The organism is Chlorogloeopsis sp. ULAP01, assembly GCF_030381805.1.
Classification (GTDB): Bacteria; Cyanobacteriota; Cyanobacteriia; order Cyanobacteriales; family Nostocaceae; genus Chlorogloeopsis.
Map to the genome: position 1 here is coordinate 196,814 of NZ_JAUDRH010000006.1, position 21,801 is coordinate 218,614.

18 protein-coding genes are annotated in these 21,801 nt (G+C 41.4%); 8 read left to right on the plus strand and 10 right to left on the minus strand.

From position 1 onward, the window contains the following. The first annotated feature begins 39 nt into the window (after window positions 1-39). From QUB80_RS13645 to lnt, 4 genes are all read left to right on the plus strand, one after another. Window positions 40-633, plus strand: a complete 594-nt coding sequence (locus tag QUB80_RS13645) for a transglutaminase-like domain-containing protein (protein WP_289790273.1) — start codon at window positions 40-42, stop codon at window positions 631-633. A 319-nt stretch (window positions 634-952) separates the two neighbouring features. Then, complete coding sequence (locus QUB80_RS13650) at window positions 953-1,177, plus strand: hypothetical protein (protein WP_289790047.1); 225 nt, start codon at window positions 953-955, stop codon at window positions 1,175-1,177. Next, window positions 1,116-3,623, plus strand: coding sequence for a DNA topoisomerase (ATP-hydrolyzing) subunit A (gyrA, locus tag QUB80_RS13655; RefSeq protein WP_289790048.1), 2,508 nt, complete (start codon window positions 1,116-1,118; stop codon window positions 3,621-3,623). Before QUB80_RS13650 ends, gyrA begins: the two co-directional genes overlap by 62 nt. 73 nt (window positions 3,624-3,696) lie before the next feature. Next, window positions 3,697-5,370, plus strand: coding sequence for an apolipoprotein N-acyltransferase (gene lnt / locus QUB80_RS13660; protein WP_502875297.1), 1,674 nt, complete (start codon window positions 3,697-3,699; stop codon window positions 5,368-5,370). Between the two features lies 1 nt (window position 5,371). Here lnt and QUB80_RS13665 read toward each other — a convergent pair whose 3' ends face one another. From QUB80_RS13665 to QUB80_RS13705, 9 genes are all read right to left on the minus strand, one after another. After that, window positions 5,372-5,959 carry a hypothetical protein gene (locus tag QUB80_RS13665; RefSeq protein ID WP_289790050.1) on the minus strand — a complete coding sequence of 196 codons (588 nt, stop codon included), beginning with the start codon at window positions 5,957-5,959 and terminating at the stop codon, window positions 5,372-5,374. Between the two features lie 11 nt (window positions 5,960-5,970). Continuing rightward, window positions 5,971-7,575, minus strand: a complete 1,605-nt coding sequence (locus QUB80_RS13670; RefSeq protein WP_289790051.1) for a TrbI/VirB10 family protein — start codon at window positions 7,573-7,575, stop codon at window positions 5,971-5,973. Between the two features lie 18 nt (window positions 7,576-7,593). Continuing rightward, window positions 7,594-8,268, minus strand: a complete 675-nt coding sequence (locus QUB80_RS13675; protein WP_289790052.1) for a hypothetical protein — start codon at window positions 8,266-8,268, stop codon at window positions 7,594-7,596. 46 nt (window positions 8,269-8,314) lie between these two features. Further along, entirely contained in the window at window positions 8,315-9,139 is an 825-nt protein-coding gene (locus tag QUB80_RS13680; protein ID WP_289790053.1) for a hypothetical protein, read from the minus strand. A gap of 23 nt (window positions 9,140-9,162) precedes the next feature. Beyond that, complete coding sequence (locus tag QUB80_RS13685; protein ID WP_289790054.1) at window positions 9,163-10,212, minus strand: hypothetical protein; 1,050 nt, start codon at window positions 10,210-10,212, stop codon at window positions 9,163-9,165. Between the two features lie 67 nt (window positions 10,213-10,279). Then, window positions 10,280-11,083, minus strand: coding sequence for a hypothetical protein (locus QUB80_RS13690; protein ID WP_289790055.1), 804 nt, complete (start codon window positions 11,081-11,083; stop codon window positions 10,280-10,282). A gap of 36 nt (window positions 11,084-11,119) precedes the next feature. After that, window positions 11,120-13,864 carry a putative type IV secretion/conjugal transfer ATPase gene (locus QUB80_RS13695; protein ID WP_289790056.1) on the minus strand — a complete coding sequence of 915 codons (2,745 nt, stop codon included), beginning with the start codon at window positions 13,862-13,864 and terminating at the stop codon, window positions 11,120-11,122. Next, window positions 13,818-14,189 (minus strand): hypothetical protein, encoded by a 372-nt coding sequence (locus tag QUB80_RS13700; RefSeq protein ID WP_289790057.1) that lies wholly within the window; start codon window positions 14,187-14,189, stop codon window positions 13,818-13,820. Before QUB80_RS13700 ends, QUB80_RS13695 begins: the two co-directional genes overlap by 47 nt. Before the next feature lie 38 nt (window positions 14,190-14,227). Then, window positions 14,228-14,770, minus strand: a complete 543-nt coding sequence (locus QUB80_RS13705) for a hypothetical protein (protein WP_289790274.1) — start codon at window positions 14,768-14,770, stop codon at window positions 14,228-14,230. Window positions 14,771-15,807: 1,037 nt separating this feature from the next. Between QUB80_RS13705 and QUB80_RS13710 the strand changes: the two genes are divergently transcribed. The 3 genes from QUB80_RS13710 to rbsK all read left to right on the plus strand — a co-directional run bounded on the left by QUB80_RS13710 (window position 15,808) and on the right by rbsK (window position 20,364). Next, entirely contained in the window at window positions 15,808-17,235 is a 1,428-nt protein-coding gene (locus QUB80_RS13710) for an alkaline phosphatase PhoX (RefSeq protein WP_289790058.1), read from the plus strand. Between the two features lie 146 nt (window positions 17,236-17,381). Beyond that, entirely contained in the window at window positions 17,382-18,953 is a 1,572-nt protein-coding gene (locus QUB80_RS13715; RefSeq protein ID WP_289790059.1) for an alkaline phosphatase D family protein, read from the plus strand. A gap of 463 nt (window positions 18,954-19,416) precedes the next feature. After that, the gene (rbsK, locus tag QUB80_RS13720) at window positions 19,417-20,364 is read left to right on the plus strand and encodes a ribokinase (protein WP_289790060.1); all 948 of its coding nucleotides are present in this window, start codon (window positions 19,417-19,419) and stop codon (window positions 20,362-20,364) included. A gap of 31 nt (window positions 20,365-20,395) precedes the next feature. Here rbsK and QUB80_RS13725 read toward each other — a convergent pair whose 3' ends face one another. After that, window positions 20,396-20,827: a nucleoside deaminase gene (locus tag QUB80_RS13725; protein ID WP_289790061.1), complete on the minus strand. Its 432-nt coding sequence runs from the start codon at window positions 20,825-20,827 to the stop codon at window positions 20,396-20,398. Between the two features lie 17 nt (window positions 20,828-20,844). On the opposite strand from QUB80_RS13725, the gene QUB80_RS13730 reads away from it, so the two are divergent. Beyond that, on the plus strand, window positions 20,845-21,768 hold the full coding sequence (locus tag QUB80_RS13730; RefSeq protein WP_289790062.1) for a nucleoside hydrolase: 924 nt from the start codon (window positions 20,845-20,847) through the stop codon (window positions 21,766-21,768). Window positions 21,769-21,801 lie beyond the last annotated feature (33 nt).

Below are 21,801 nucleotides of genomic sequence, written 5' to 3' on the forward strand. Positions count from 1 at the left end.
AGTAGACCAACTGGTGACACACTACTAATAATGAACAGCATGGAAGAATATTTGCAAGCAACTGAAGTGATTGACTGGCAACATCCTACTGTTTTGGAACTTGCGAAAAAAATTGCATTCAAACATCAAACATTGGAAGCGATCGCCAAAGCTTGTTTTGAGTGGGTGCGAGATGAAATTTACCATAGCTGCGACTACCAAATGAATCCTGTAACTTGTCGAGCGTCCGATGTACTCAAATACAAAACAGGTTATTGCTTCGCCAAAAGTCATTTGTTAGCGGCACTACTCAGAGCAAATAACATTCCAACAGGCTTTTGCTATCAGAGATTGAGCATCTATGATAACGGTGAACCCTATTGTTTACATGGTTTTAATGCAGTTTATTTACCTGAAATCGGTTGGTATCGTGTTGATGCTAGAGGGAATCGTAGCGGTATTGATGCTCAATTTATTCCCCCGAAAGAACAGCTTGCTTATAAAACTCAATTGCCAGGAGAAGCTGAATTTAAAAATATTTTATCAGAGCCACTCCCACTAGTTGTAGCGGCTTTAAAAGGTTCTGCTATCTGGGATGATTTGCTGTTAAATCTGCCAGATATTTCTGTGGAATTGTTTAAAACTATGGTCTAGTTTTGTAATTGTAGATATTTATTTATCCAAAATTTACTTAAGCAATAGTAGTTAGTAGTCAGCATATTTTACATTCTGTATTTTAGCTTCTGTATCTTGATGATTCTCTTTTTTGTAATATTCTGTATTCTCAATAATAAGTTCTTCAACAGAAATAATTTGTTTTTATTAACTTAATTTTTATAGTTATTTATGACCTCTTTAAAAACAACTTTTTTGAAGAGATTTATTAGTTATTCTTTTTCAGGCACTTGACAAAGTTTTAGACTTTTCAATGTCACCCAGAAAAAGACAAGATGTGCTAAAATCGTAACAAATTATGGCAATTATTCAGGATTATTTGGGAATAATTTTGCTTGTTTTCGCTTTAATTGCTGAAACTAATCGTTCTTGGAGTATTTTAGGTTATGGCAACCTCTCAGGAGAGGATTATCCCCACGGATATACGGAACGAAATGTCCAGGTCTTATCTGGAATACGCGATGAGCGTAATTGTGGGTCGGGCGCTGCCAGATGCCAGGGATGGTCTGAAACCTGTACATAGGCGGATTCTCTACGCTATGCACGAGTTGGGGTTGACCTCAGACCGCCCCTTCCGTAAATGCGCGCGTGTAGTAGGGGAAGTTCTTGGTAAATATCATCCTCACGGCGACACGGCTGTGTACGATGCCTTGGTGCGGATGGCGCAGAATTTTTCTATGCGATCGCCCTTAATCGCAGGACATGGCAACTTTGGCTCCGTAGATAACGATCCACCTGCGGCAATGCGTTACACCGAATGCCGCTTGGAAGCTTTGACTAGCGACGCTCTTCTGCAAGATATCGAGTCGGAAACCGTAGACTTTGTTAATAACTTCGACGGTTCTCAGCAAGAACCAACTGTCCTACCAGCAAGGGTTCCGCAGTTATTGTTAAACGGTTCTTCTGGAATTGCCGTGGGGATGGCAACCAACATTCCACCCCACAATTTAGGCGAATTGATAGATGGGTTGGTAGCACTGATTGGTAATCCGGAAATAACCGATACCCAATTAATGCAGTATGTTCACGGGCCAGACTTTCCCACCGGCGGACAAATTCTTGGTACTGCGGCAATTAGAGAAGCTTTCACCACAGGGCGCGGCTCCATCACCATGCGTGGTGTCGCAAACATTGAAACAATCCAACAGCGAGGACGCCCGGAACGAGAAGCGATCATAATTACCGAATTACCTTATCAAACTAACAAGGCAGCGTTGATTGAGAAAATTGCCGAGTTAGTAAATGAAAAGAGAATTGAAGGCATAGCAGATATTCGGGATGAAAGCGATCGCGATGGGATGCGAATAGTCATTGAACTCAAGCGCGATGCCTATCCCAAAGTAGTGCTCAACAACCTTTATAAACAAACACCACTACAAGCCAACTTTGGGGCGAATATGCTGGCGTTGGTAAATGGCGAACCCCAAATACTGACGCTGAAAAACTTTTTACAAGTGTTTCTGGATTTTCGGATCGAATCGATTACCAGACGCACGCAGTATGAGTTGCGCAAAGCTGAGGAACGCGATCATATTTTGCAAGGATTATTGATTGCCCTTGCCCATCTTGATGCAATTATTGCCCTCATTCGTCATGCCGCCGACACACCCTCGGCAAAGGGAGAGTTAATCACGACTTACGGACTTTCAGAAGCACAAGCTGATGCCATCTTACAGATGCAACTGCGACGGTTAACTGCCCTAGAAGCTGATAAAATTCGTCACGAACACGAAGAATTACAAGCGCAGATTGCTGACTTAAACGATATTTTGGCGCGGCGGGAACGGGTGCTGCATATTATCGAAACCGAAGTCAAGCAAATTAGAGAAAAACACGCTACTCCACGCCGCACCGTAATCATGCATGGCGAAGGAGAGTTAGAAGACACAGATTTAATTGCCAATGAAAAAGCTGTAATTTTGTTGACTGAGCAAGGTTACATTAAACGTATGCCAGTTAACACCTTTGAGGCACAAAGCCGTGCGACTAGAGGTAAAGCCGCAGCCAAGGTAAAAGAGGATGATGGTGTTGAGCATTTCTTGACTTGCTGCGATCACGACAGCCTACTATTTTTTAGTGAACGTGGCGTTGTCTACTGTCTGAAAGCTTATCAACTTCCCATTGGTTCCCGTACCAGTCGTGGTACGCCAATTGTACAGATGCTACCCATTCCTAAAGAGGAAAAAATCACTTCGATCGTACCCGTGAGTGAGTTTACTAGCGATGAATATCTAGTTATGCTCACCAAAGGCGGTAACATCAAGAAAACTGACTTAACAGCTTTTAGTCATATTCGTGCCAATGGGTTAATTGCCATTTCTCTAGAAGAAGGCGATCAACTGCGCTGGGTAAGGCGGGCAAGAGTGGAAGATAGTGTACTGATTGGTTCGCGGCAAGGTATGGCAATTCATTTTCGCTGCGATCATGAACAATTGCGTCCTTTAGGTCGCGCTACCCGTGGTGTAAAATCCATGAAACTACGGGCTGGTGATGAACTAGTGGGTATGGATATTCTCCCTGCTGCTGTTCTTGACAATTTAGCCCCAATTTCAGAAGCAGAAATCGAAGAAATCGAAACCGAAGAAATCGAAAATGAGGAATCCGCAGAAGTACCAGGCAATGGTTATCACGGCCCTTGGGTGCTAGTAATTACAATGGGAGGATACGGTAAGCGTGTACCAGTAGCTCAGTTCCGCTTGCAAAATCGTGCCGGTCAAGGTTTAATGGCAACCAAGTTCAAAAACAGGAAAATCAAAGACCAACTAGCTACATTACACATCGTCAATAACGATGATGAAATCATGATGGTCACTAGTCGCGGTATTATCATTCGGCAGGCAGTTAATGCCATTTCTGTCCAATCGCGTTCTGCGACTGGGGTACGCGTACAACGTTTAGACGAAGATGACGTAATTACAGGAGTTGCAATAGTTCCTCCTGATTCTGGTGATGCGGCAGAAGCAGAGTAAAAAAGGACAGGGGGAAATAAGAGGACGCGGAGACGCGGAGACAAACAGACGCGGAGAAAGAAGTCTCCGCGTTATGATTGTCTTTGCAAGCGGTATTTTAATGGGGCTTACCGTTGCACCTGTAAACGCCTGGTTTCTAGCTTGGTTTGCCCTTGCTCCCTTGTGGGTGTTAGTTGTTAGTTCTGCACAAAGAAAAAACCAATCTCCTCCCCTCTCCCCCTCTCCCCACGCCAGGTGCTACAACGGAGGGAACCTCCGCAACGCACTGGCTCCTCTCCCCCTCCTTTCCCTTGCCTGGGGTATTGCTTATCACGGTATGGCCTTATCTTGGATTACGGGCATTCACCCGATGACGTGGATGGGGGTTCCTTGGTTGGCAAGCCTGGGAATTGCCCTTTTCTGCTGGATATTTATTACTCTTTGGGGAGCAGTATTAGTTACACTATGGGCTACTTGTTTCTCATGGATTGTGTCACAAGAAGGCAGAAGGCAGAATGCAGAGAGAAGTTTGATCGGAGGAAACCTCCGTTCAAAGCTTCGGAGAGACAGAAGGAATATTCTAAATTTTCCTCTCATGCGCGTTCTCATTGGCACAGCCCTTTGGTGCGGTTTAGAAGCGCTTTGGAGTGCCGGGCCATTGTGGTGGAGTTCTATTTCTTACACACAAAGTCCGCATAATCTTGTAATTTTACATCTTGGTCAACTTGCCGGGCCTAGTGCTGTCACAGCAGCAATTGTCGCAGTGAATGGCTTGATTGCAGAAGCTTGGATAAACCGCAAAGACGCGAAGAATTCTTTGTGTTCTTCGTGTCCTTTGTGGTTCGTTTATTTAGGATCTGCCACTACACTACTAATTACCTTGCACCTCATTGGTTTTAGCTTATACACTCGCCCTCTGATTCAACCGCCACAAGCAGCATTGCAAGTGGGGATTATTCAAGGCAACATTCCCAACCAAATCAAGCTTTACCCAGAAGGATTGCGTCGCGCGATCGCAGGCTACACTAGCGGATATCTGACTTTAGCAGATAAGGGTGTGGATGCAGTGCTAACGCCAGAAGGAGCTTTGCCTTTTTTTCAGCGTGAGATTATGCGTGGCTCTTTGGTAGCAGCAGTGCAAGAAAAAGGTATTGTGGCTTGGATTGGTGGCTTTGGAGAACGGGGAAGTAGCTATACAAATAGTTTATTTACTGTCACAGGTGACGGTAAGATTTTTAGCCGTTATGACAAGTCAAAGTTAGTACCAATTGGCGAATATGTCCCGTTTGAGGAATTCTTAGGCAGTATAATTAGTCGATTATCACCCCTAGATGAACATCAGGTTCCAGGTTCACCAAATCAAGTATTTGACACGCCTTTTGGTAGAGCGATCGTTGGTATTTGTTACGAATCTGCTTTTTCTGATTTATTCCGTCGTCAAGCTGCTGCGGGTGGACAGTTTATACTCAGTCCTTCTAACGATGCTCACTACAGCGCCTCCATGCCAGCCCAACATCATGCTCAAGATATCATGCGGGCAATTGAAACTGATAGGTGGGCGGTTCGAGCGACAAATACAGGGTATTCGGCTTTTGTAGATCCCCACGGCAGAACTTTGTGGATATCTGGACATAATACCTATGAAATTCATGCCGAGACAATTTACCGACGACAAACACAAACTTTGTACGTGCGTTGGGGTGACTGGCTGACACCATTACTATTGGTATTGGCTGGAGGAATTTGGTTAGTCAATTTGCTAATTTGAGTTAATCATTAGCTATGGATCGTTTTGGATCTCTCACGCAAGAAGTAGGGCCACCAGAATCAGGGTAAATTGCTAAAGTGTGATATTCTGGAACACCATCACTGTAAAGAATTCGGAAGGTATACAATTTGTTTTGCCCTTGCTGTTCAGTAACTACTGTTAAAAGTGTATTTTCAGCGCTAGGGATGCCAGGAATTTTTAGTTTTTTAATCCGCCTGAGTTGAATAACATTTGCTCCTGAATTCTTGCAGTCTCCTACATTAGCGTTGGGTTGTGAACCGAACTGCATACACATCGGCCCATCAAAATCCATAATTACTTGTGTTGGATCGTTTAACCAAACTTTTTTAATTACTTCTCTAGCAGGAATAAAGCTTAAATTTGTTCCTTGCTGATAGGAAACAGTGATTGTAGGCACTGCTCCTCCCAAACCCTGTGCTTGGCAAGAAAACATCGAACGCAGAACGGCGTTATTAGCTAAAGCACGACTTGCCAGTAGTAAGATTGCTGCCGAGAAACTCAGGGAAGCTAAATGTAGAAAATAAGAGCTACCTGGAATACGAGCTATGAAGTTGATCTTATGTTTCATGGCGGCAGATTTTATAGCTGCATGGTTTGATTGATGTACACTTCAACTTCTGTGCCAGCTGGTAAAAACCAAACATTAGTACGTTGCATCATTTGGGACATTGCCTGTTGATTGCGCTGGGTAATTTGGGGAACTACTGTTCTCACACCACCTTCTAAAACTCCAGCCCAAAGGTTACGTCGAGGATTTCTGTTAGAAACAACAGTGCCTGTGGGAGTTGTGATCACTTCTGATTCTGTACGATTAAATAATTCTGCTGCTTTACCAATACCTCCCAAAACAAATTGTCCGGCATCCCTGCCCATCAGAGATCCTTTTTTGGAGAATTGATTGGCAACTAGAGGTTTACCTTGAGAACCGTTAATGAGCATTGCATTTTCTGGTAAGCTTCTCTCCGTCAGGTTGCCATTATTTTGAATAATTGCTTTAACGACATTTAGCTGCAATAAACCTTGATCGGAAAGAGAACGGATTTCAGTTAATAACTCAGTTTTTGCAGGTAATATAACAGAACCATCGGCGGCTTTTAATGGTTCTTTCAAGCGCACTACAAATACGTTTTTTCTGCTTTCGTTCCTGCTATTATTTCCTGCTCTGGAGGTTTCTCCAAATACACCTGTTGCCAAAACGGCTTTAGCACTAGTTCCTACTGGTATAGATTTCGAGCTTCCCGATGACGATGAGGCTTGGCTCACCACAGGAGTTTCTGGTTCCTCTGTTGGCTCGGTTCTGGGATTTATTCTTGGCTGCTGTCTTCTAGTATTTACTACAGGTTCTGGAGTATCATCTTGAACAGTACTAGTATTAACGCCATTCGGTTTAGCAGCAACTACTACTTGACCGTAGCTACCTAATTTTGCTAACCTTGCCCATTCTTGAAGTGGATCTGGTGTGGGGGTTGGGGTGGCTTGCGTATTCACCACTGGGGGTGGGGATGGTGGTAATTGGGGAATCACTGGTTGCTGTGGGGTTTGCGGTACTGGAACAGGGCGTTCTACTACCCTGCTGACGTAAACTGTTCGTTCGGGTGTTGGTGTTCGTAGCGCTACACTCTGTCTAGCTCTGGGAGTTGGTTGAGCTGCTACTGGTGTTGTTGATGCTAGTTTGGCATTTCTGAGTTGTTGTTGTGCTAACTTGACTGCCTGTGCTTGTTCAGCAAGAGCTAATTTAGTTTTGAGAGTTTCCACTTCTCCTTCTAGTTGTTCTAGCCGAGATTCTGTTGTAGGTAGCGATCGCGTTTGGGGAGCAACAATATTATTTTTGATTGGTTTTTTAGTACTACCATTCATTAACTGGGTTAAGAATATTCCGGCAAATAGCACCAAAACAAAGGTAGCAGTTCCTACTAAGGCTAACTTAGCAAAAGGATTGGATGAGAGGGGTTGCTCGGTAGGAGCGGCTTGTGCTGGTTTTACAGGAGCAGGAGGAGTTGGCTGTAAGTTAACTGGATCTTCTAATTGTTCGCGATCGCGAGCAGGAAGTTCTTCTTCAAAACCAACTAATCTTGCCATGCGTAATTCCCAATCAGAAAAATCTATTTCTGATTGATAATTTTCGGTGTTGGAAGTAACGAGATTTTCTGAGTGAGTGTCTGAAGGAATTGAATATCGAGTCATAGTCAAGTGCGCTTGGATTCAAGAACAATTTTGAGCTTTGATGTCACAGATATTGTAAATTTCTAGTCTAGCTTCGCCAAGACGATAAGTTGCTAGGTGCCAAGGAAGTGGTAAATCTGGAAGTGAAGTTGTTTGTGTTTCTGTTGATTGGACTAAAATTTGCTTATTAAAGGGAATTGATTTTCCTAGTCTGTCAGAATTACTAAAAATTACTTGATTAGCCAACATCTCAACTTTCCATTTCCCATCCGCAATTTTTGTTGGTTGAGAAATGCGTTGCACAATCAATACGCTCTCAGCACCTCTATTTTCAAATTGGTTACCTGAATTTAAATTGACAATTTCTGACTGAATTTTTTGTTTGGCATCAGCAGCTAATAATTCAGAACTAATTTCCCATACAGTTTCTGGTGGTTGTTGCTTTGACCAGGTTAACATTAAGGTCATGCTTTGACCGACAAAGCGCCGAATTGTTTCAGAATAACGCTCTAAATTCTGATTTGGATCTACTGTAATTGCTCGTCCGTCGGCAAGTTGTACTAAGCTTTGAGGTGTTAAACGCCGACTTAGCTGCTGCAATAGCGAGCCGTGGAACATCAGTAACAGTAAAGTCAAAATATGTAAACTAAAAGTTCCGACAGCAAACAGTGGCAAAATACTTTTCTGGTTATTTTCTCGTTTGAGTAACTGCATTAATAATTAACTCGATAAATTTATATAGATTTAAGTAACCGAGATTTTACCTTGTAAAGTTTTCTGTATTTTGGCTACTTATACACCCTTGTGATTGTTCGGAATTAAGCTTGCTATAGTCATCCAGTAAACATAAATTTCGCATTTCATAAATCTCTAGCCTCTCATTACGAACGCCATAAATTGCTTTTTGGAGAACGCTGCTATTGCTGTCTATGGGATAAGTAAAATAATCTACCGCACGAACAAGTAAATCTTTATTAAACGGAGTGATGATTTTTCTATTATCTGCTCTTTTTTGTTGAATTAGATCAGCGACTATCCCAACTCGCCATTTTCCATCCGCTATTTTTTGGGGAGGATAAACCCGTTTAATATTTATCTGTGCGGACATGGCTTGCTGAGAATTTCTGGCGAAGACTTCTGGTGGTGTCATCGCTGCGATTTCGCTTAGGAAACCTTTGCGAAAATCTTCTGAGAGAGCAAAGCTGGCTATCCAACTACTGGTGGTAACTCTTTGACTGTTGCCTTGTGGTGTTTTAATTAGTATTCCTAAATCTGGTTTGGGTTTTGTTACGTCTTCTATATTTTGTGCTGGCAGCGTTCCCGACCAGTTAAACATAGATGTAATTGTCTTACTGACAAATTGGCGAATAGCTTCTGGATCTCTTTCGGTATCATCTACCGCAGCTACTGGTTGACCATCTACTAATTGTACGAAGGAAGGGGATTTTCTCAAACTGAGTTGGCGAATGGTTAAACCTTGCCAGATCAAAAAAAACAAAGCCAATGCGTGCAAACTGAAGGTAGCGATCGCAAAGGTTGTCAAAAGACTGACTGTTCGTTGTTGTTTTTGTAATAAACGCACCATTTACCAATCTCTCCTGCTACTAGTTATATCCTCTCCCTTGTCCAGGAAGTCGTGTTACTGACTGCATTAAATACTGCAAATCCCCCCGCACCAGCTAAAAGCAAAGATACAATTGGTGCCAAAATTCCCATAAAAATCATGAACCACATTAAGTCGGGATCGGCACTCGCATTTTCTCCAGGCCCGTTTACAATCACTGTAGCTGTTAAGGAGGCAATGATGTTGAAGGAAATTTTGGCGATCGCCAGCGACAAAAACCCTGTCAGCCAAGCAAAAATTGGTTTTCCTGCGATCGGTAACAAAGAACCACCTACAGCCAAAGGTCCTAAAGCTGCTATTAGCAACATCGTAGCTTCAATTAAATTTTGAAATGCATATTGTAAGGAAACTAAAAAGTTTTTGATACTGGTTTGAACGGTAGAACCCAGTAAGGAGTTAAATGTATTTTCTGATATACTCCCAGTACCGTAAGCAATCTGATTTACCTTATTTTCTAATCTGTTAATCCAAGTTTTGTCTCCGTATAAATTTCTATACTCCTGCCAAAGAATTTCAGTTTTTTCCCTAGCTTTGACAAGGCATTGATTTTGCTGTTCACCTGTTAGTGATTGGCAAGGGCGCAGTGCAGAACCAGCTACTTCTTCGGCTACACCCATATTCAATGCTTGCTGATAATTTTGATTGGCATCTGCTGTAGTCACTACTTGTTGATTAACTGTATTGAGGAAATTTCGCACTCCCAGTGTTAGATTTGCCAATACACTGCCATTTCCTGTATTAGTTAATAGAAGGACTACTATAAAAGGCCAAATCAAAGCCGAGATGGGGCGAGAATAATCTTCGTGGATTACATCTCTTAGCCATTGCACCATAAAAAACAGCAGAGTTCCTACAGCAAAAAATATACCTAAATTTGTCAGCGCTGCATACAAATTTTCACTATTATTGTTTTGTAATAAATCTATCCATTGCTGATCCCAACTCTCGGTTATACTTTGAGCAGTAGTAACACCATTATCGAGAATATCGGTTATCCCAACTTGAGCGAAAATAATTAAATTATCAAGCTGCATTTTTCATCCACTGGCTTGATTGTATCTGGTGACAAAAAATTTTATAATTGATGGTTAATCATGCATTTTATTGAGCTTCATTTTCTTGCGATCGCCCAAATAAATCGACTTGAGAAGCATTTCGCAACAGCCGTGCTGCCTCTGTGGATGTATCTACTCTACGAGCGCGGTTTGCTTCTTCCATTTGTTGAGAAATGTTAGCTAAGTTTAAGTTAGAGTATTGCATAAATTGGTTCATCTGCATTGTTTGCCCTAGATTTTCACCTGTGATTTTTAATTGATCACGTTGAATTCTGATACTTTGTTGTTGTAGTGTAGATTGGTTGAGACCAAGAAGTGCTGATATTTGACCTAGAGGATTAGTATTAGCAATAGAAGTAGCAATACTTCTTGCTTGTTGGAGAAAGTCTTCACTTATTTTGTCAGTTTCCTCAGAAAAATCGTCAATCTCTTTGAGAGTTCTTTCTGTTTCTTCTAATTTGGTTTTTAACCTGATTTGTCCTTCTTCACCCATAACACTAGCAACTGCACCACGAGTAATTAAGCGATTCACTTCATTACTAGCTAAATTTGCTCTGACAGTCGCGTTATTATCAAACTTGTCTGAAATATAATACCAAACCATGCCATCGCGAACACTTTTTCCTGCCGCGATCGGATTAGGTACATTTAATGCTCCTGTGGCATTATTGATGGCACTTTGAGCTTCTGGTTCTATCGGTTTTAATGTGTCTGTAATATTATTTGTCAAATAAGTTTGTAAATCTCCCGCATAAGATTGAAAATCAGTCCAAACTGCTCCTAGTTGTGCCGTTGCTGGTAAGACAACCAAAAATGTTAGGGAAATAGTTAGAAAAGTTGTTTTGCGCATAATAGTTGTACCTTCAAAGGTAAACAATTTTCTTTATTAACCACGTAGCGAAGCAATTAACTGACGTGCAAACTTAGAAATTGCCTCATATTTATCGCTGTATTGCAACATGGCTTTTTGACGTGCAGTTTGTTCTTGGGGATTATTAGCAACTACTGCTAGTTGTTCGTAACCTGGATAATAGCGACAGAATGTGTAGATACCGTTGTCATCTAATAACCATTGGCTATAAATACCTTCTTTGCGGGGGAAAAAACTTTCTGAAGCGTTGCGAGCAATAATTTCGCGGGGATATTTTAAAATTTCTTCAAAACTATCGACTGCAACTGGTTGAATACGGCCGATTAAGCGTGTAGTTAAGTTCTGTAAAATCTTAGATGCTGCTTTGGATCTGGCGATTGTATCAGGGTCTTGTGCTGATAATATGACTCTAATTCCAGCTTTGGCACCGTTAGCACAAATTCTGCCAACTAAGTCAGAAATTTGGTCAAATTCAAATAAAATTGGTGCTTCATCAATAAAGAATATGGAAGCTGGGCTACTTAATGCACGTCGCAGTGCTGCTGAATAGGCACTTAAGGATAATACCGCAGCGTCTTCGTTATCTGAAAGGTTGCGCAGAGCAAATACTAAAAGCTGGGCATCGGTAGGAAAGCTTGAGGGAGCAGAAATAGCTTTACCTACTCGGCTAGAAAGCCAAAATCGCAAGCGTAGCTGAATTTGATTTAAGGCATCCTCAACTCTACCTCCGATAGATTCCAACTGCAAATGTTCTGATGAGCAGAAATAAAGGAAATCTTGTAAAGTAGGAGTTCTTTGCCAAGCGAGACTACCAAATCCTCCTGTCATGGCTTCTCGATATCGCTCTTTGATGCTTTCATCGCTAAAGAAAGCTCCTAAAGCTAAGTTGAGAAGCGATCGCACGGTTTGGGAGAGCAGTTGATTTTCGCTCGATGAGCCTAAAACCATTGTCATTAAGGCAGATTCGAGGAAAGAGACATAATCGAGCATCCGATCGCGCTGTTGTTCTGGGCTTAAAAAGCGCAAATCTGGCTGCTCAAACAAGTTATTCGATTGTTTAGAAATATCAAAATAGGCTCCATTACCTTCCATAAACTCTGTATAGTCGGTGAAGGTAGATGTGCCATCAGGTTTAGGAAAGTCCAACGCCACAACAGGAATTTTATGTGCTAAAGCTTGAGTTAAAATCCCCGATACCAATACTGATTTACCTGCACGAGTTGTGGCAAACAGTGCTAAATTTTTGTGCTGGTTAAATAAATCTAGGTGTATGGGTGTTCCACCTTCTTCAGCAATTAACTCAAACCCTTGGCGATCGCCTTCTCTAGTTAGTACCAAAGGCATCAATCCCGGCACTTCACTTGTCAAATACAATTGGCGGCGGTTGAAAGGCTTTGCTAACAAACCTTCCCAAACAATCGGCAGAGTTTGCAACCAAATTTTCCAAGCATATTCTGTTTCCCTAATTACACTTGCTGGGCGTTGAAAACAGTTTTCTATGTATCTTGTCGCTTCATCTAATTTCTCTACACTAGGACGATGTACCAGAATCACAATACCCGCATAAATAGGTACTGCTCCTTCATATATTTGCTCTTGTGCCGCTACTGATTTTTTCAGCTTCAATTGAGCACCGACATCTATCGTTCTACTTTTTTCTTGCGCCAACAAAGCTGTAACATTCGACTGCTTCAGTACTCGTTGCAGAGTAGTTTTCACTATCGCCGGATTCGCCGCACTCAGCTGACAAAAAATTTCTGTATCTACTACGCTTTCTCTTGCTAGCAGTTCCCATAAGTAACGCAACTGACTAGATTTATTTAGCCAACCACCGGGCTTCTCCAAAAATGTCAGCGCTCCAACATAGTTGTCATTAACGTTGATCCAACGGCGATCGGCACGAGGTACACCAGACTCCACTAATAAAGTCGTACTGTGGATATTTTCTACGAGTAATTTGGTACTCGCTAAATCTGAATAAACTTGTTCATGCAGCCCATTCTCATCTAAAGTCATTAATTGTGGGATTTCTATTGGCTGCGTATCATTAAATCTCCTCCAGACTTCCCCCCATAGTTCTTCCGCACCCAGAGGCTTAATATCTAATCCCATTTTGTTAGATAAAAGTTGCTCCCAACGACAAAAGCCATTTTTATATGCGTTGGCAACAATTGTTTCGATTCGCTGGTTTTCAATTTCTGCAAAATCACCTTTAAATTTTGACCACCACAACTCACCTTTAGACAACATTTTCTCGATCCAATCATCTGTGTTTGTGGTGTCTGGTTCAATGGTGTAAGTTACATAAATCCGCAGAAATTTTGGCTTGCGAATACCAGAACGAGTTAACTCTTGTGCTCTTGCTCGTTCTGACATTAATAGATATTTAATATCGGGAGAACCTGTGCTTTTTACTAAAGCAGCTAGTTCTTTTTGTCGCTGTCTATCCGAACTAAAAGACCCCAAATGTAACGTCATTCTTTCGCCGTTTGGGATATCTTTTAATCCAGCTTCAATATTATTAAAAATAGTGTTGATTTGTTCTGGTCTTAAAGTAGTATGGATACCTCGACAGTCAAAACCAAAGACAAAGCAGAACCTATCTTTTTGGGTTCCTTTTGTTAAAATGTAAGCGCCAATATCACGCCCGTTGAGCGAGACACGTAGCATTGTTGCTAAGTGTAAAGCATCTTCAAACGGTGTTAATCTAGTTTCACTTCCTGCGATACCGACGCTTTTTTTTCCGATTTTTTGTTTCATGGTTAACTTCCAGCAAGCTTTGATAACGAGCAAAGCCTCTAGTCCAAGTGGGTACTCCAATAAATTTACTTAAAAAGCGCCAACTCCTACCACCTGTTAATATCCACCAAGTTGCCATCCCCCAAGCAGCAATTAATAATGTCCAAAGCCATTTTTTAAACTCATCCGTGAAAAAACCGCCAAAAACCCCATTGATGATAAAGTAGGATGTTAAAGCAATTATCGTCCAAGGTAGAACTTGGTCGGCTGGTATTGGCCCTAATGAAGGTTGAGTTCCTAGAATTTGATTTACAGGCCTAAATTCTTTTTCTGGCTCTTGAGACATAACACAAATCTCGATTTTTCATCTTTCAATTAAGATGTTTAATTAGTACTACTATCACCAATAACAAAGCCTGTGAGTACATCAGCAATCGTGACAGCGACTACTACCAATAAGGGAGTCCGAGCTACACTTTGCCAATCTTCATCTTTACGAACTGCGTTAATTACACCAATTAGAGAAACAGCTATATAAAGTAAGTAAAGAGCGCGTAAAACATTAAATATTAAACTAACTGCTGCTTGAGTATTGCTATCTGCTGTCGATGCTTGTGTTAAATTATTTTTAAAAAAATCTTCAGCTTTCCTAAAAAATTGTGCTTGTGCTGGGTCTGCAAAATAATCTAACCAAAATGCACACAGAATAACAGCTGCTGCAAATACTTGTAACAAGATAAGATGGCGCTTCGGTAAATTCACTTGCTGCCCAATTTGCTGCATCACCACTGCTATCAAGCTGCCAAACAGCAAACAAAACAGCAGTATGGGGCTTTTCAAACAGATGGTACCTAAAAATACTGCACAAGCGATTAAAAATGGTGCCGTTGTTAACAGGCTACGCCACAAATACTCTAGTATGTTCATCAAGCTATAAGATACTTTCGCTACCTTGTTAGTTATAGACCATAACAAGCTCATTTGACAGGAAGAACGCCGAGACATTGGTAAAATTCCTTATAGTTTATTCCCACTTAGTTTAGTTGGCTAATGTATCATAAATTTAACACACGTTAACAATTAATTTTATAGATTAATAGTAAAACATATTACATATCATATCTAGGTCAGTCTCTTAGAAATATTGCTTTTTATTAAATGAGTTTTTGATAAAATTACCAATTTATACAAATGTATATATTTTCACACTAGCTATTGCTTGTTGTAACGCTACTTTACTACATCAATCGAGTGTAAATACAAGAATAATTTTTGAGATTTCAATTGCATCTGGTCAGAAACTTTATTCTTGATGACAATATATTGTTTTTATTGACTCCATGTGTCCAAAGAAAATTTTCTAGCAAGTATGTCTTCAAAGTCAAGTTAAAAGGATATGGACTGTAATCAAGCAATCCAAAATAGTGCCATATTCTTGTTCATGAATAAATCAAGAATCGCTCATGACAGTTTAACAGAATTCTGAACCACTACACCAAATTCCGTTAGATAGTAAGTAATTTACGAAATAATTTTAATCTCAATGATAAAAGTGAGATATTAGATAAAATCCTGGTTTTACAGTGATTTTTAGGCAATTAACGTATAAATCTTCATCTCAAAGTATAAGATTTATACCTGATTTATTCCTGTAATCTAACTTCTGATTTCTCAATTCTGCTGTATTTTATCAGGTTAAGGGTTTGACACATTTATCAATAAAGAACTCAAAACAAACAGGCTACTAAACAACTGGATAACAAGTTATATGAAATAAATGGAATGTATTACGCTTATTATTTAGTTTTTAAGAAATATAAATAGATATCTTTTTATAAAAAGGTCATTCTCAGAAAAAACAAATAAATATCTCAAAAAATAGTTTTTATTTAACTGCCTCTTCACCTGAAGTTAACCGTGTATTGATAGGTTCTGGGGGAACAGAGTGAATAGGATAAAAGCACGTGTCTTTTTCGCGACGTAAGTTTTTAACCATAGCTGGTGTCTCCGCTGCTAGTGTCACGATGGTTTCTCCTCTTGAAGCCTTTTACACAAGAGTTGCTCGCGGTCAAGCTGTAAGGAGTACTGGCTTTGGGCGACTAGAACCAAAACTACCTTTGAATGCACCTGAACTCACGAATACCTACGTGGGTGATTTAAGCCAAAAACCCTTGCTGGAGCTTCCTCCTGGCTTTAACTACCGTGCTTTCTCTATTACTGGTCAAACCATGAGCGATGGCTCCCTTGTTCCGGAAAGGCACGATGGGATGGCTGCATTTCCGGGGTCTCGAAACACGACAATCTTGGTTCGGAACCATGAAGCAGGAACCTCTTCTCCATATCCAGTTTCTGGCTCACCAAGATACTCAGCAGGTGCTCAAGGTGGAACAACCACATTGGTAATTGGGCCTAACCGCGAAGTCATTAAGGACTTTGCTTCTCTTGCCGGCACAATTCGTAACTGCGCAGGCGGGCCAACACCTTGGGGTAGCTGGATTAGCTGTGAAGAAACTTTTTCTGTTAGTACCAACGTTCTCAAAGATGACACTAAACATGGCTATAACTTTGAGGTGATTGCAAATCCTAACAGTGGTTTAGTGACTCCTGTCCCCCTCAAAGATATGGGACGTTTTAGTCATGAAGCGATTGCGGTAGACCCCAAAACGGGCTATGTCTATGAGACGGAAGACCGTACCGATAGCTGCTTTTATCGGTTTGTGCCTAATGTCAAGGGTGAATTAGCTGAAGGTGGTACTCTCTATGCTTTAAAGGTTAAGGGTACAGAAAACTTCGCCTTAAATACAACCAACAACCCAAACTTTGGTGGTCAGATCGAAAAAATAAAAGTTGGTCAGACCTTTGATGTAGAGTGGGTCAAGATTGATAACCCAGATCCAGAACAAGAGAGCATACAGAATCGTCTTGGAGTCCGCTACGAAGCACAATCAAAAGGAGCAGCAATTTTTTTCCGGGGTGAGGGAGCTTGGTATGGTAATGGTGTAATTTACTTTGTCGCTACCCAAGCTGGTGCTCCGGCTGTTGATGCTACTAATGGTAGGGGTAATGGTCAGGTTTGGATTTACGATCCTCGCAAAGAAAAACTGACATTGTATGTTGAGGCAGATTCTAGTGGAGAACTGCTAGATGAACCAGACAATGTTACAGTTACTCCCTTTGGAGACATCTTTTTGTGTGAAGACGGTGGCGGTGTTCAATATGTTGTAGGAGTTAACAAACAGGGTGAACTTTATCAGTTTGCAAAGAATGTTATTTCTGATGCTGAATTTGCTGGTGGCTGCTTCTCACCAGACGGTAGAACGTTCTTTGTGAATATTTATAATCCCGGTATCACGTGTGCCATCTGGGGCCCTTGGGAACGTCATCGCTCCTAGAGATAAATAAATTTTGATTTGGAAAGCTGGCGAGAATACTAATGGAAGTTCAAAGACAATTTAGACGCTTTCATTTAATCGCATGAATTCATTGCCAAGAATTAGAGTTCTCGTCATCTAGAATCCTTATTACCTGGAGGAAGAATATGAAAACTCGGTTAAGTAGGCGTTTATTTTTGGCTCTGAGTACGATTAGTGCCAGCTTAATTCTGGGATCTAAATGGCTTGAACCAGCTTTTGCAAGATTCTCTTCCGGGCAAAGTGATCCAGTTCAGTCGGGAGATGTGACTGACACCAGTGCTGTCATCTGGGCGCGGAACGATGACCAGAAAGATGCTCGTTTTGTAGTTAAAATTTCTAAATCGCCTAATTTCCAAGGAGCAGTGCAGATAATCAGAGGTTCTGTGATAAGTACAGCCACAGACTACACTGGCAAAGTCAATATTACAGGACTACGTCCACATCAAACCTACTATTATCAGGTGTTTTGGGAATACAATCTGTTTAGAATTCGCCCAGGTGGAACTGGTAGTTTTCGCACTGCACCTGCTCCAGAACAAGCACGTCCTGTTCGTTTTGTTTGGGGAGCAGATTTAGCTGGACAAGGCTGGGGTCGCAATCCTAATTTAGAGATTACTGCCTATGATGGTGATGTGATTCGGGGAGGATACGTCATCTTCGATGTGATGCGAAAGTTCAAGCCTGACTTTGCTATCTTTGCTGGAGACATTATCTATGCTGATAATGAGATTCCACCTGAAAAAGAAATCCCGGCAGAAGTAGGCGGTGGAAAGTGGATAAACAACCCAACAAAAGATTTTAAGGCAGTTACCATAGAAGAATTTCGGGAGAACTGGAAATATAACCTGGGAGACGACAAGTTCCGACGTTTTCTAGCAGATACTCCTATTTATTCTCAGTGGGACGATCATGAAGTGGTCAATAACTGGTATCCAGGCGAGATTTTAACAGAAGCACCTTACAATGGATTGTCTGCTGATGTTTTAGCAGCAACAGCCAAGCAAGCATTATTTGAATATAATCCAATTCGGGGAGATAAGATTTATCGCCGATATCAATACGGTAAGCATATAGATTTGTTTCTACTAGATGAGCGATCCTATAGAGGGCCAAATCCTGATAATAGTAATCCCAATGGTCTAGAAATGCTAGGTCACGAGCAGTTCGAGTGGCTGAAACGAAGTCTGAAAAATTCCCAAGCCACCTGGAAGGTAATTTCATCGCATGATCCCCTGTCTATAGTCACAGGAGGAGAAAGCGATCGCGATGCTTGGAGTCAGGGTTCACCAGAAGTCTTAGGTCGTGAAGTCCAACTTAGCCAATTGCTGCAATTTATCAAATATCAGGGTATCAAGAATGTCGTCATCATTACAGCAGACGTACACTATCCGGCGGCAATTTCTTATGAGCCAGAAAGGGCATTCTTTAAGGACTTCAATCCTTTTTGGGAATTTGTAATTGGGCCTATCCATGCGGGAGCTTTCGGCCCTAACGATCTCGATCCTAGCTTTGGCCCCAAGTATGAATTTATTCAGGCTCCAGGCACCCAAACACCAAAACTTCCCCAAAATTCACCACCGCCAAATATTCATTCCTTCGGCTCAGTAGAAGTGAATGCTCAAGGCGAATTGACAGTTTATATTCACGATATCACTGGAAAGGTTTTGTACAAGAAAGTATTGAATCCAGAAAAGTAAGTAGAAGGCAGGTGGCAGAAGGGAAAAGACTAGCAGTTTGAGTTGAATTGTGTTTACTTAACTTAGAAATAAAAAATCCTCTACCTGCTCGCTGAGGGAATCTATTCTTTCCCTCAGTTTTTCTTGTTTTTCAACTGGGTACACTAGGAACTAGGAACGAAGAAGAGGACAAGGGGGGGGAGACAAGGAGACAAGGGACAAGTGCCTGGGGCGGTTTTATTCTTCCATGACTCGTACATAAGTTCTATTTACGATCGCTCCTACTAATGTAATGATTTTCGTATAGTCAGATCTTGTATCTGTGCTCTTGTCCGCCAAGAAATAAATTTCTTGGCTTAAAGCTAAAGTCTGATAAAGCAGACTAAGTAAGATTTTCAGTCAGTTTTAACTGACTTGAACTATAAGAGAGAAACTTCAGTTCTAGGCGATTTGATGTATAGTCATTTCTAAAAAATTCCCAGTTATGAGTGTGATCGTCTTTGGCAGCATTAACATAGATTTGGTGACAACAGTATCTCGGTTACCACTTCCTGGAGAAACGTTGCTAGGACGTAATTTTTTTCAAGCACCAGGCGGTAAAGGTGCAAATCAAGCGGTAGCATTAGCACGACTGGGAATTCCTACCCAAATGGTGGGACGTGTTGGAGCAGATAGTTTTGGTGAAGAATTACTTAAAAGTTTGCAGGCATCTGGCGTACAAACTGAAAATGTGTTTGTGGATGAAACAATTAGTTCTGGTGTCGCCGCGATCGCTGTTGATGATGCTGGTGAAAATCAAATTATTGTTGTACCCGGTGCTAACGGACGCGTAAATCAAGACGATGTAGAACGCTTGTCACGTTTACTACCACAAGCTTCAGCCCTGCTTTTACAATTGGAAATTCCTATGTCTGCGGTTATTGCTGCTAGTGCAGCCGCAACAGAAGCGGGAGTCAGAGTAATTCTCGATCCCGCACCAGCACAATCTCATCTACCAGATGAACTTTATCAATTGGTTGACATTATTACTCCCAACGAACGAGAAGTAAGCCAATTAGTTGGTTTTTCTGTCAGTGGAGAAGAATCGGCAAAAAAAGCAGCTGGGCAATTGCGGCAAAAGGGAGTAAAAAATGCGATTGTTAAATTAGGCGCACAAGGAGTTGTTTGTGCCACCTCCAGCGAAACTTTCTTTGTGCCTGCATTTGCAGTAGATGCAGTTGACACAGTTGCTGCGGGAGATGCATTCAACGGTGGTTTAGCAGCTGCACTCTCAGAAGGACTTTCTTTAGAACAAGCAGCCAGATGGGGTGCGGCAGCTGGTGCTTTAGCAGCAACTAAACCAGGCGCTCAACCTTCACTACCAGATAGATTAACGTTCGATGCGTTTCTGAAAGAAAGGGGAGTGATGAGAAGGCTAAAGTATGAAAGATAAAGGATGAAATATTTTATTATTAATTCAGACTTTATTTCCCAATATCCTCGTTCCACAAATCAGGTTTTTCCTCGATAAATTGTGTCATCATTTGTTTACATTCATCTGAGTTTAAATCTATTACTTCTACGCCGTGAGACTCCATAAATTCTTTTGCGCCAGAGAAAGTTGCTGATTCTCCAGCAATAACTTTTTTAATACCGAATTGTACTACTGCCCCTGCGCACAAATAGCATGGCATTAAGGTTGAATAGAGTGTTGTACCTCTGTAGCTGCCGATTCTACCAGCATTGCGAAGGCAATCAATCTCGGCGTGAGTGACTGGATCGGCGTCTTGTACACGCTTGTTGTGTCCTCTGCCGATAATTTTGCCATCCTTAACAAGCACGGAACCAATGGGAATTCCACCTTCTTGTCTACCTTGTTTTGCTTCGTCTATAGCAGCCTGCATAAATTCGTCCATTTATTAAATCTCCTCTTATGTCTAAACAACTCGTATTAATGGATCACGACGGTGGTGTAGATGATTATCTTGCAACTATGCTGCTGGTGACGATGGATCATATCGAAATTCTCGGTGTCGTCGTCACTCCTGCTGATTGTTATGCACAACCTGCTGTTAGCGCTACACGCAAAATTCTCGACTTGATGGGAGTTTCACATATCCCTGTTGCCGAAAGTACAGTGCGTGGCATAAACCCGTTCCCCCGTCTTTATCGCCGTGATTCTTTTGTGGTGGATCATTTCCCCATTCTCAATCAAAGCGAAACTATTCGCACGCTTTTGGTTTCAGAACCTGGTCAAGATTTTATGGTTAAAGTGCTGCGAGAAGCCCCAGAACCAGTAACTTTGCTGGTAACTGGGCCATTAACAAACATTGCATATGCACTAGATAAAGCACCAGATATCGAAGCAAAAATTCAAAAAATTATCTGGATGGGAGGTGCATTGAATGTTCCCGGAAATGTTGAGAAAAATTGGGAACCAGGGCAAGATGGTTCGGCAGAATGGAATGCTTATTGGGATGCCATATCTGTAGCGCGGGTGTGGCAAAGTCAGATAGAGATAGTTATGTGTTCTTTAGATTTAACTAACAATGTTCCTGTGACATCTGAAATAGTAAGAAAAATGGGAAGACAACGCCACGATCCAATTTCTGATTTGGCTGGACAGTGTTATGCACTAGTTATTCCTCAAGATTATTATTTCTGGGATGTACTGGCAACAGCTTATCTCGCTCGTCCAGAATTATATCAATTACGGGAGTGGGAAACAGAAATTATTACTACTGGTTCCAGCCAGGGACGTACAAAAATAGTTTCTGGAGGTCGTAAGATTTACGCTATGGATCAGGTAGATAAAGAGGCTTTTTATACTTATATTTTGCAGCAATGGGCGAGATAGATTTTAGATTAAAGCTTTGAAAAACAAATCCCT

Coding starts and splice junctions, on each gene's coding strand:
- QUB80_RS13645 (WP_289790273.1), top strand. CDS start 40: ATGGAAGAATATTTGCAAGCAACTGAAGTGATTGACTGGCAACATCCT.
- QUB80_RS13650 (WP_289790047.1), top strand. CDS start 953: ATGGCAATTATTCAGGATTATTTGGGAATAATTTTGCTTGTTTTCGCT.
- gyrA (WP_289790048.1), top strand. CDS start 1,116: ATGAGCGTAATTGTGGGTCGGGCGCTGCCAGATGCCAGGGATGGTCTG.
- lnt (WP_502875297.1), top strand. CDS start 3,697: ATGATTGTCTTTGCAAGCGGTATTTTAATGGGGCTTACCGTTGCACCT.
- QUB80_RS13665 (WP_289790050.1), bottom strand. CDS start 5,959: ATGAAACATAAGATCAACTTCATAGCTCGTATTCCAGGTAGCTCTTAT.
- QUB80_RS13670 (WP_289790051.1), bottom strand. CDS start 7,575: ATGACTCGATATTCAATTCCTTCAGACACTCACTCAGAAAATCTCGTT.
- QUB80_RS13675 (WP_289790052.1), bottom strand. CDS start 8,268: ATGCAGTTACTCAAACGAGAAAATAACCAGAAAAGTATTTTGCCACTG.
- QUB80_RS13680 (WP_289790053.1), bottom strand. CDS start 9,139: ATGGTGCGTTTATTACAAAAACAACAACGAACAGTCAGTCTTTTGACA.
- QUB80_RS13685 (WP_289790054.1), bottom strand. CDS start 10,212: ATGCAGCTTGATAATTTAATTATTTTCGCTCAAGTTGGGATAACCGAT.
- QUB80_RS13690 (WP_289790055.1), bottom strand. CDS start 11,083: ATGCGCAAAACAACTTTTCTAACTATTTCCCTAACATTTTTGGTTGTC.
- QUB80_RS13695 (WP_289790056.1), bottom strand. CDS start 13,864: ATGAAACAAAAAATCGGAAAAAAAAGCGTCGGTATCGCAGGAAGTGAA.
- QUB80_RS13700 (WP_289790057.1), bottom strand. CDS start 14,189: ATGTCTCAAGAGCCAGAAAAAGAATTTAGGCCTGTAAATCAAATTCTA.
- QUB80_RS13705 (WP_289790274.1), bottom strand. CDS start 14,770: ATGAACATACTAGAGTATTTGTGGCGTAGCCTGTTAACAACGGCACCA.
- QUB80_RS13715 (WP_289790059.1), top strand. CDS start 17,382: ATGAAAACTCGGTTAAGTAGGCGTTTATTTTTGGCTCTGAGTACGATT.
- rbsK (WP_289790060.1), top strand. CDS start 19,417: ATGAGTGTGATCGTCTTTGGCAGCATTAACATAGATTTGGTGACAACA.
- QUB80_RS13725 (WP_289790061.1), bottom strand. CDS start 20,827: ATGGACGAATTTATGCAGGCTGCTATAGACGAAGCAAAACAAGGTAGA.
- QUB80_RS13730 (WP_289790062.1), top strand. CDS start 20,845: ATGTCTAAACAACTCGTATTAATGGATCACGACGGTGGTGTAGATGAT.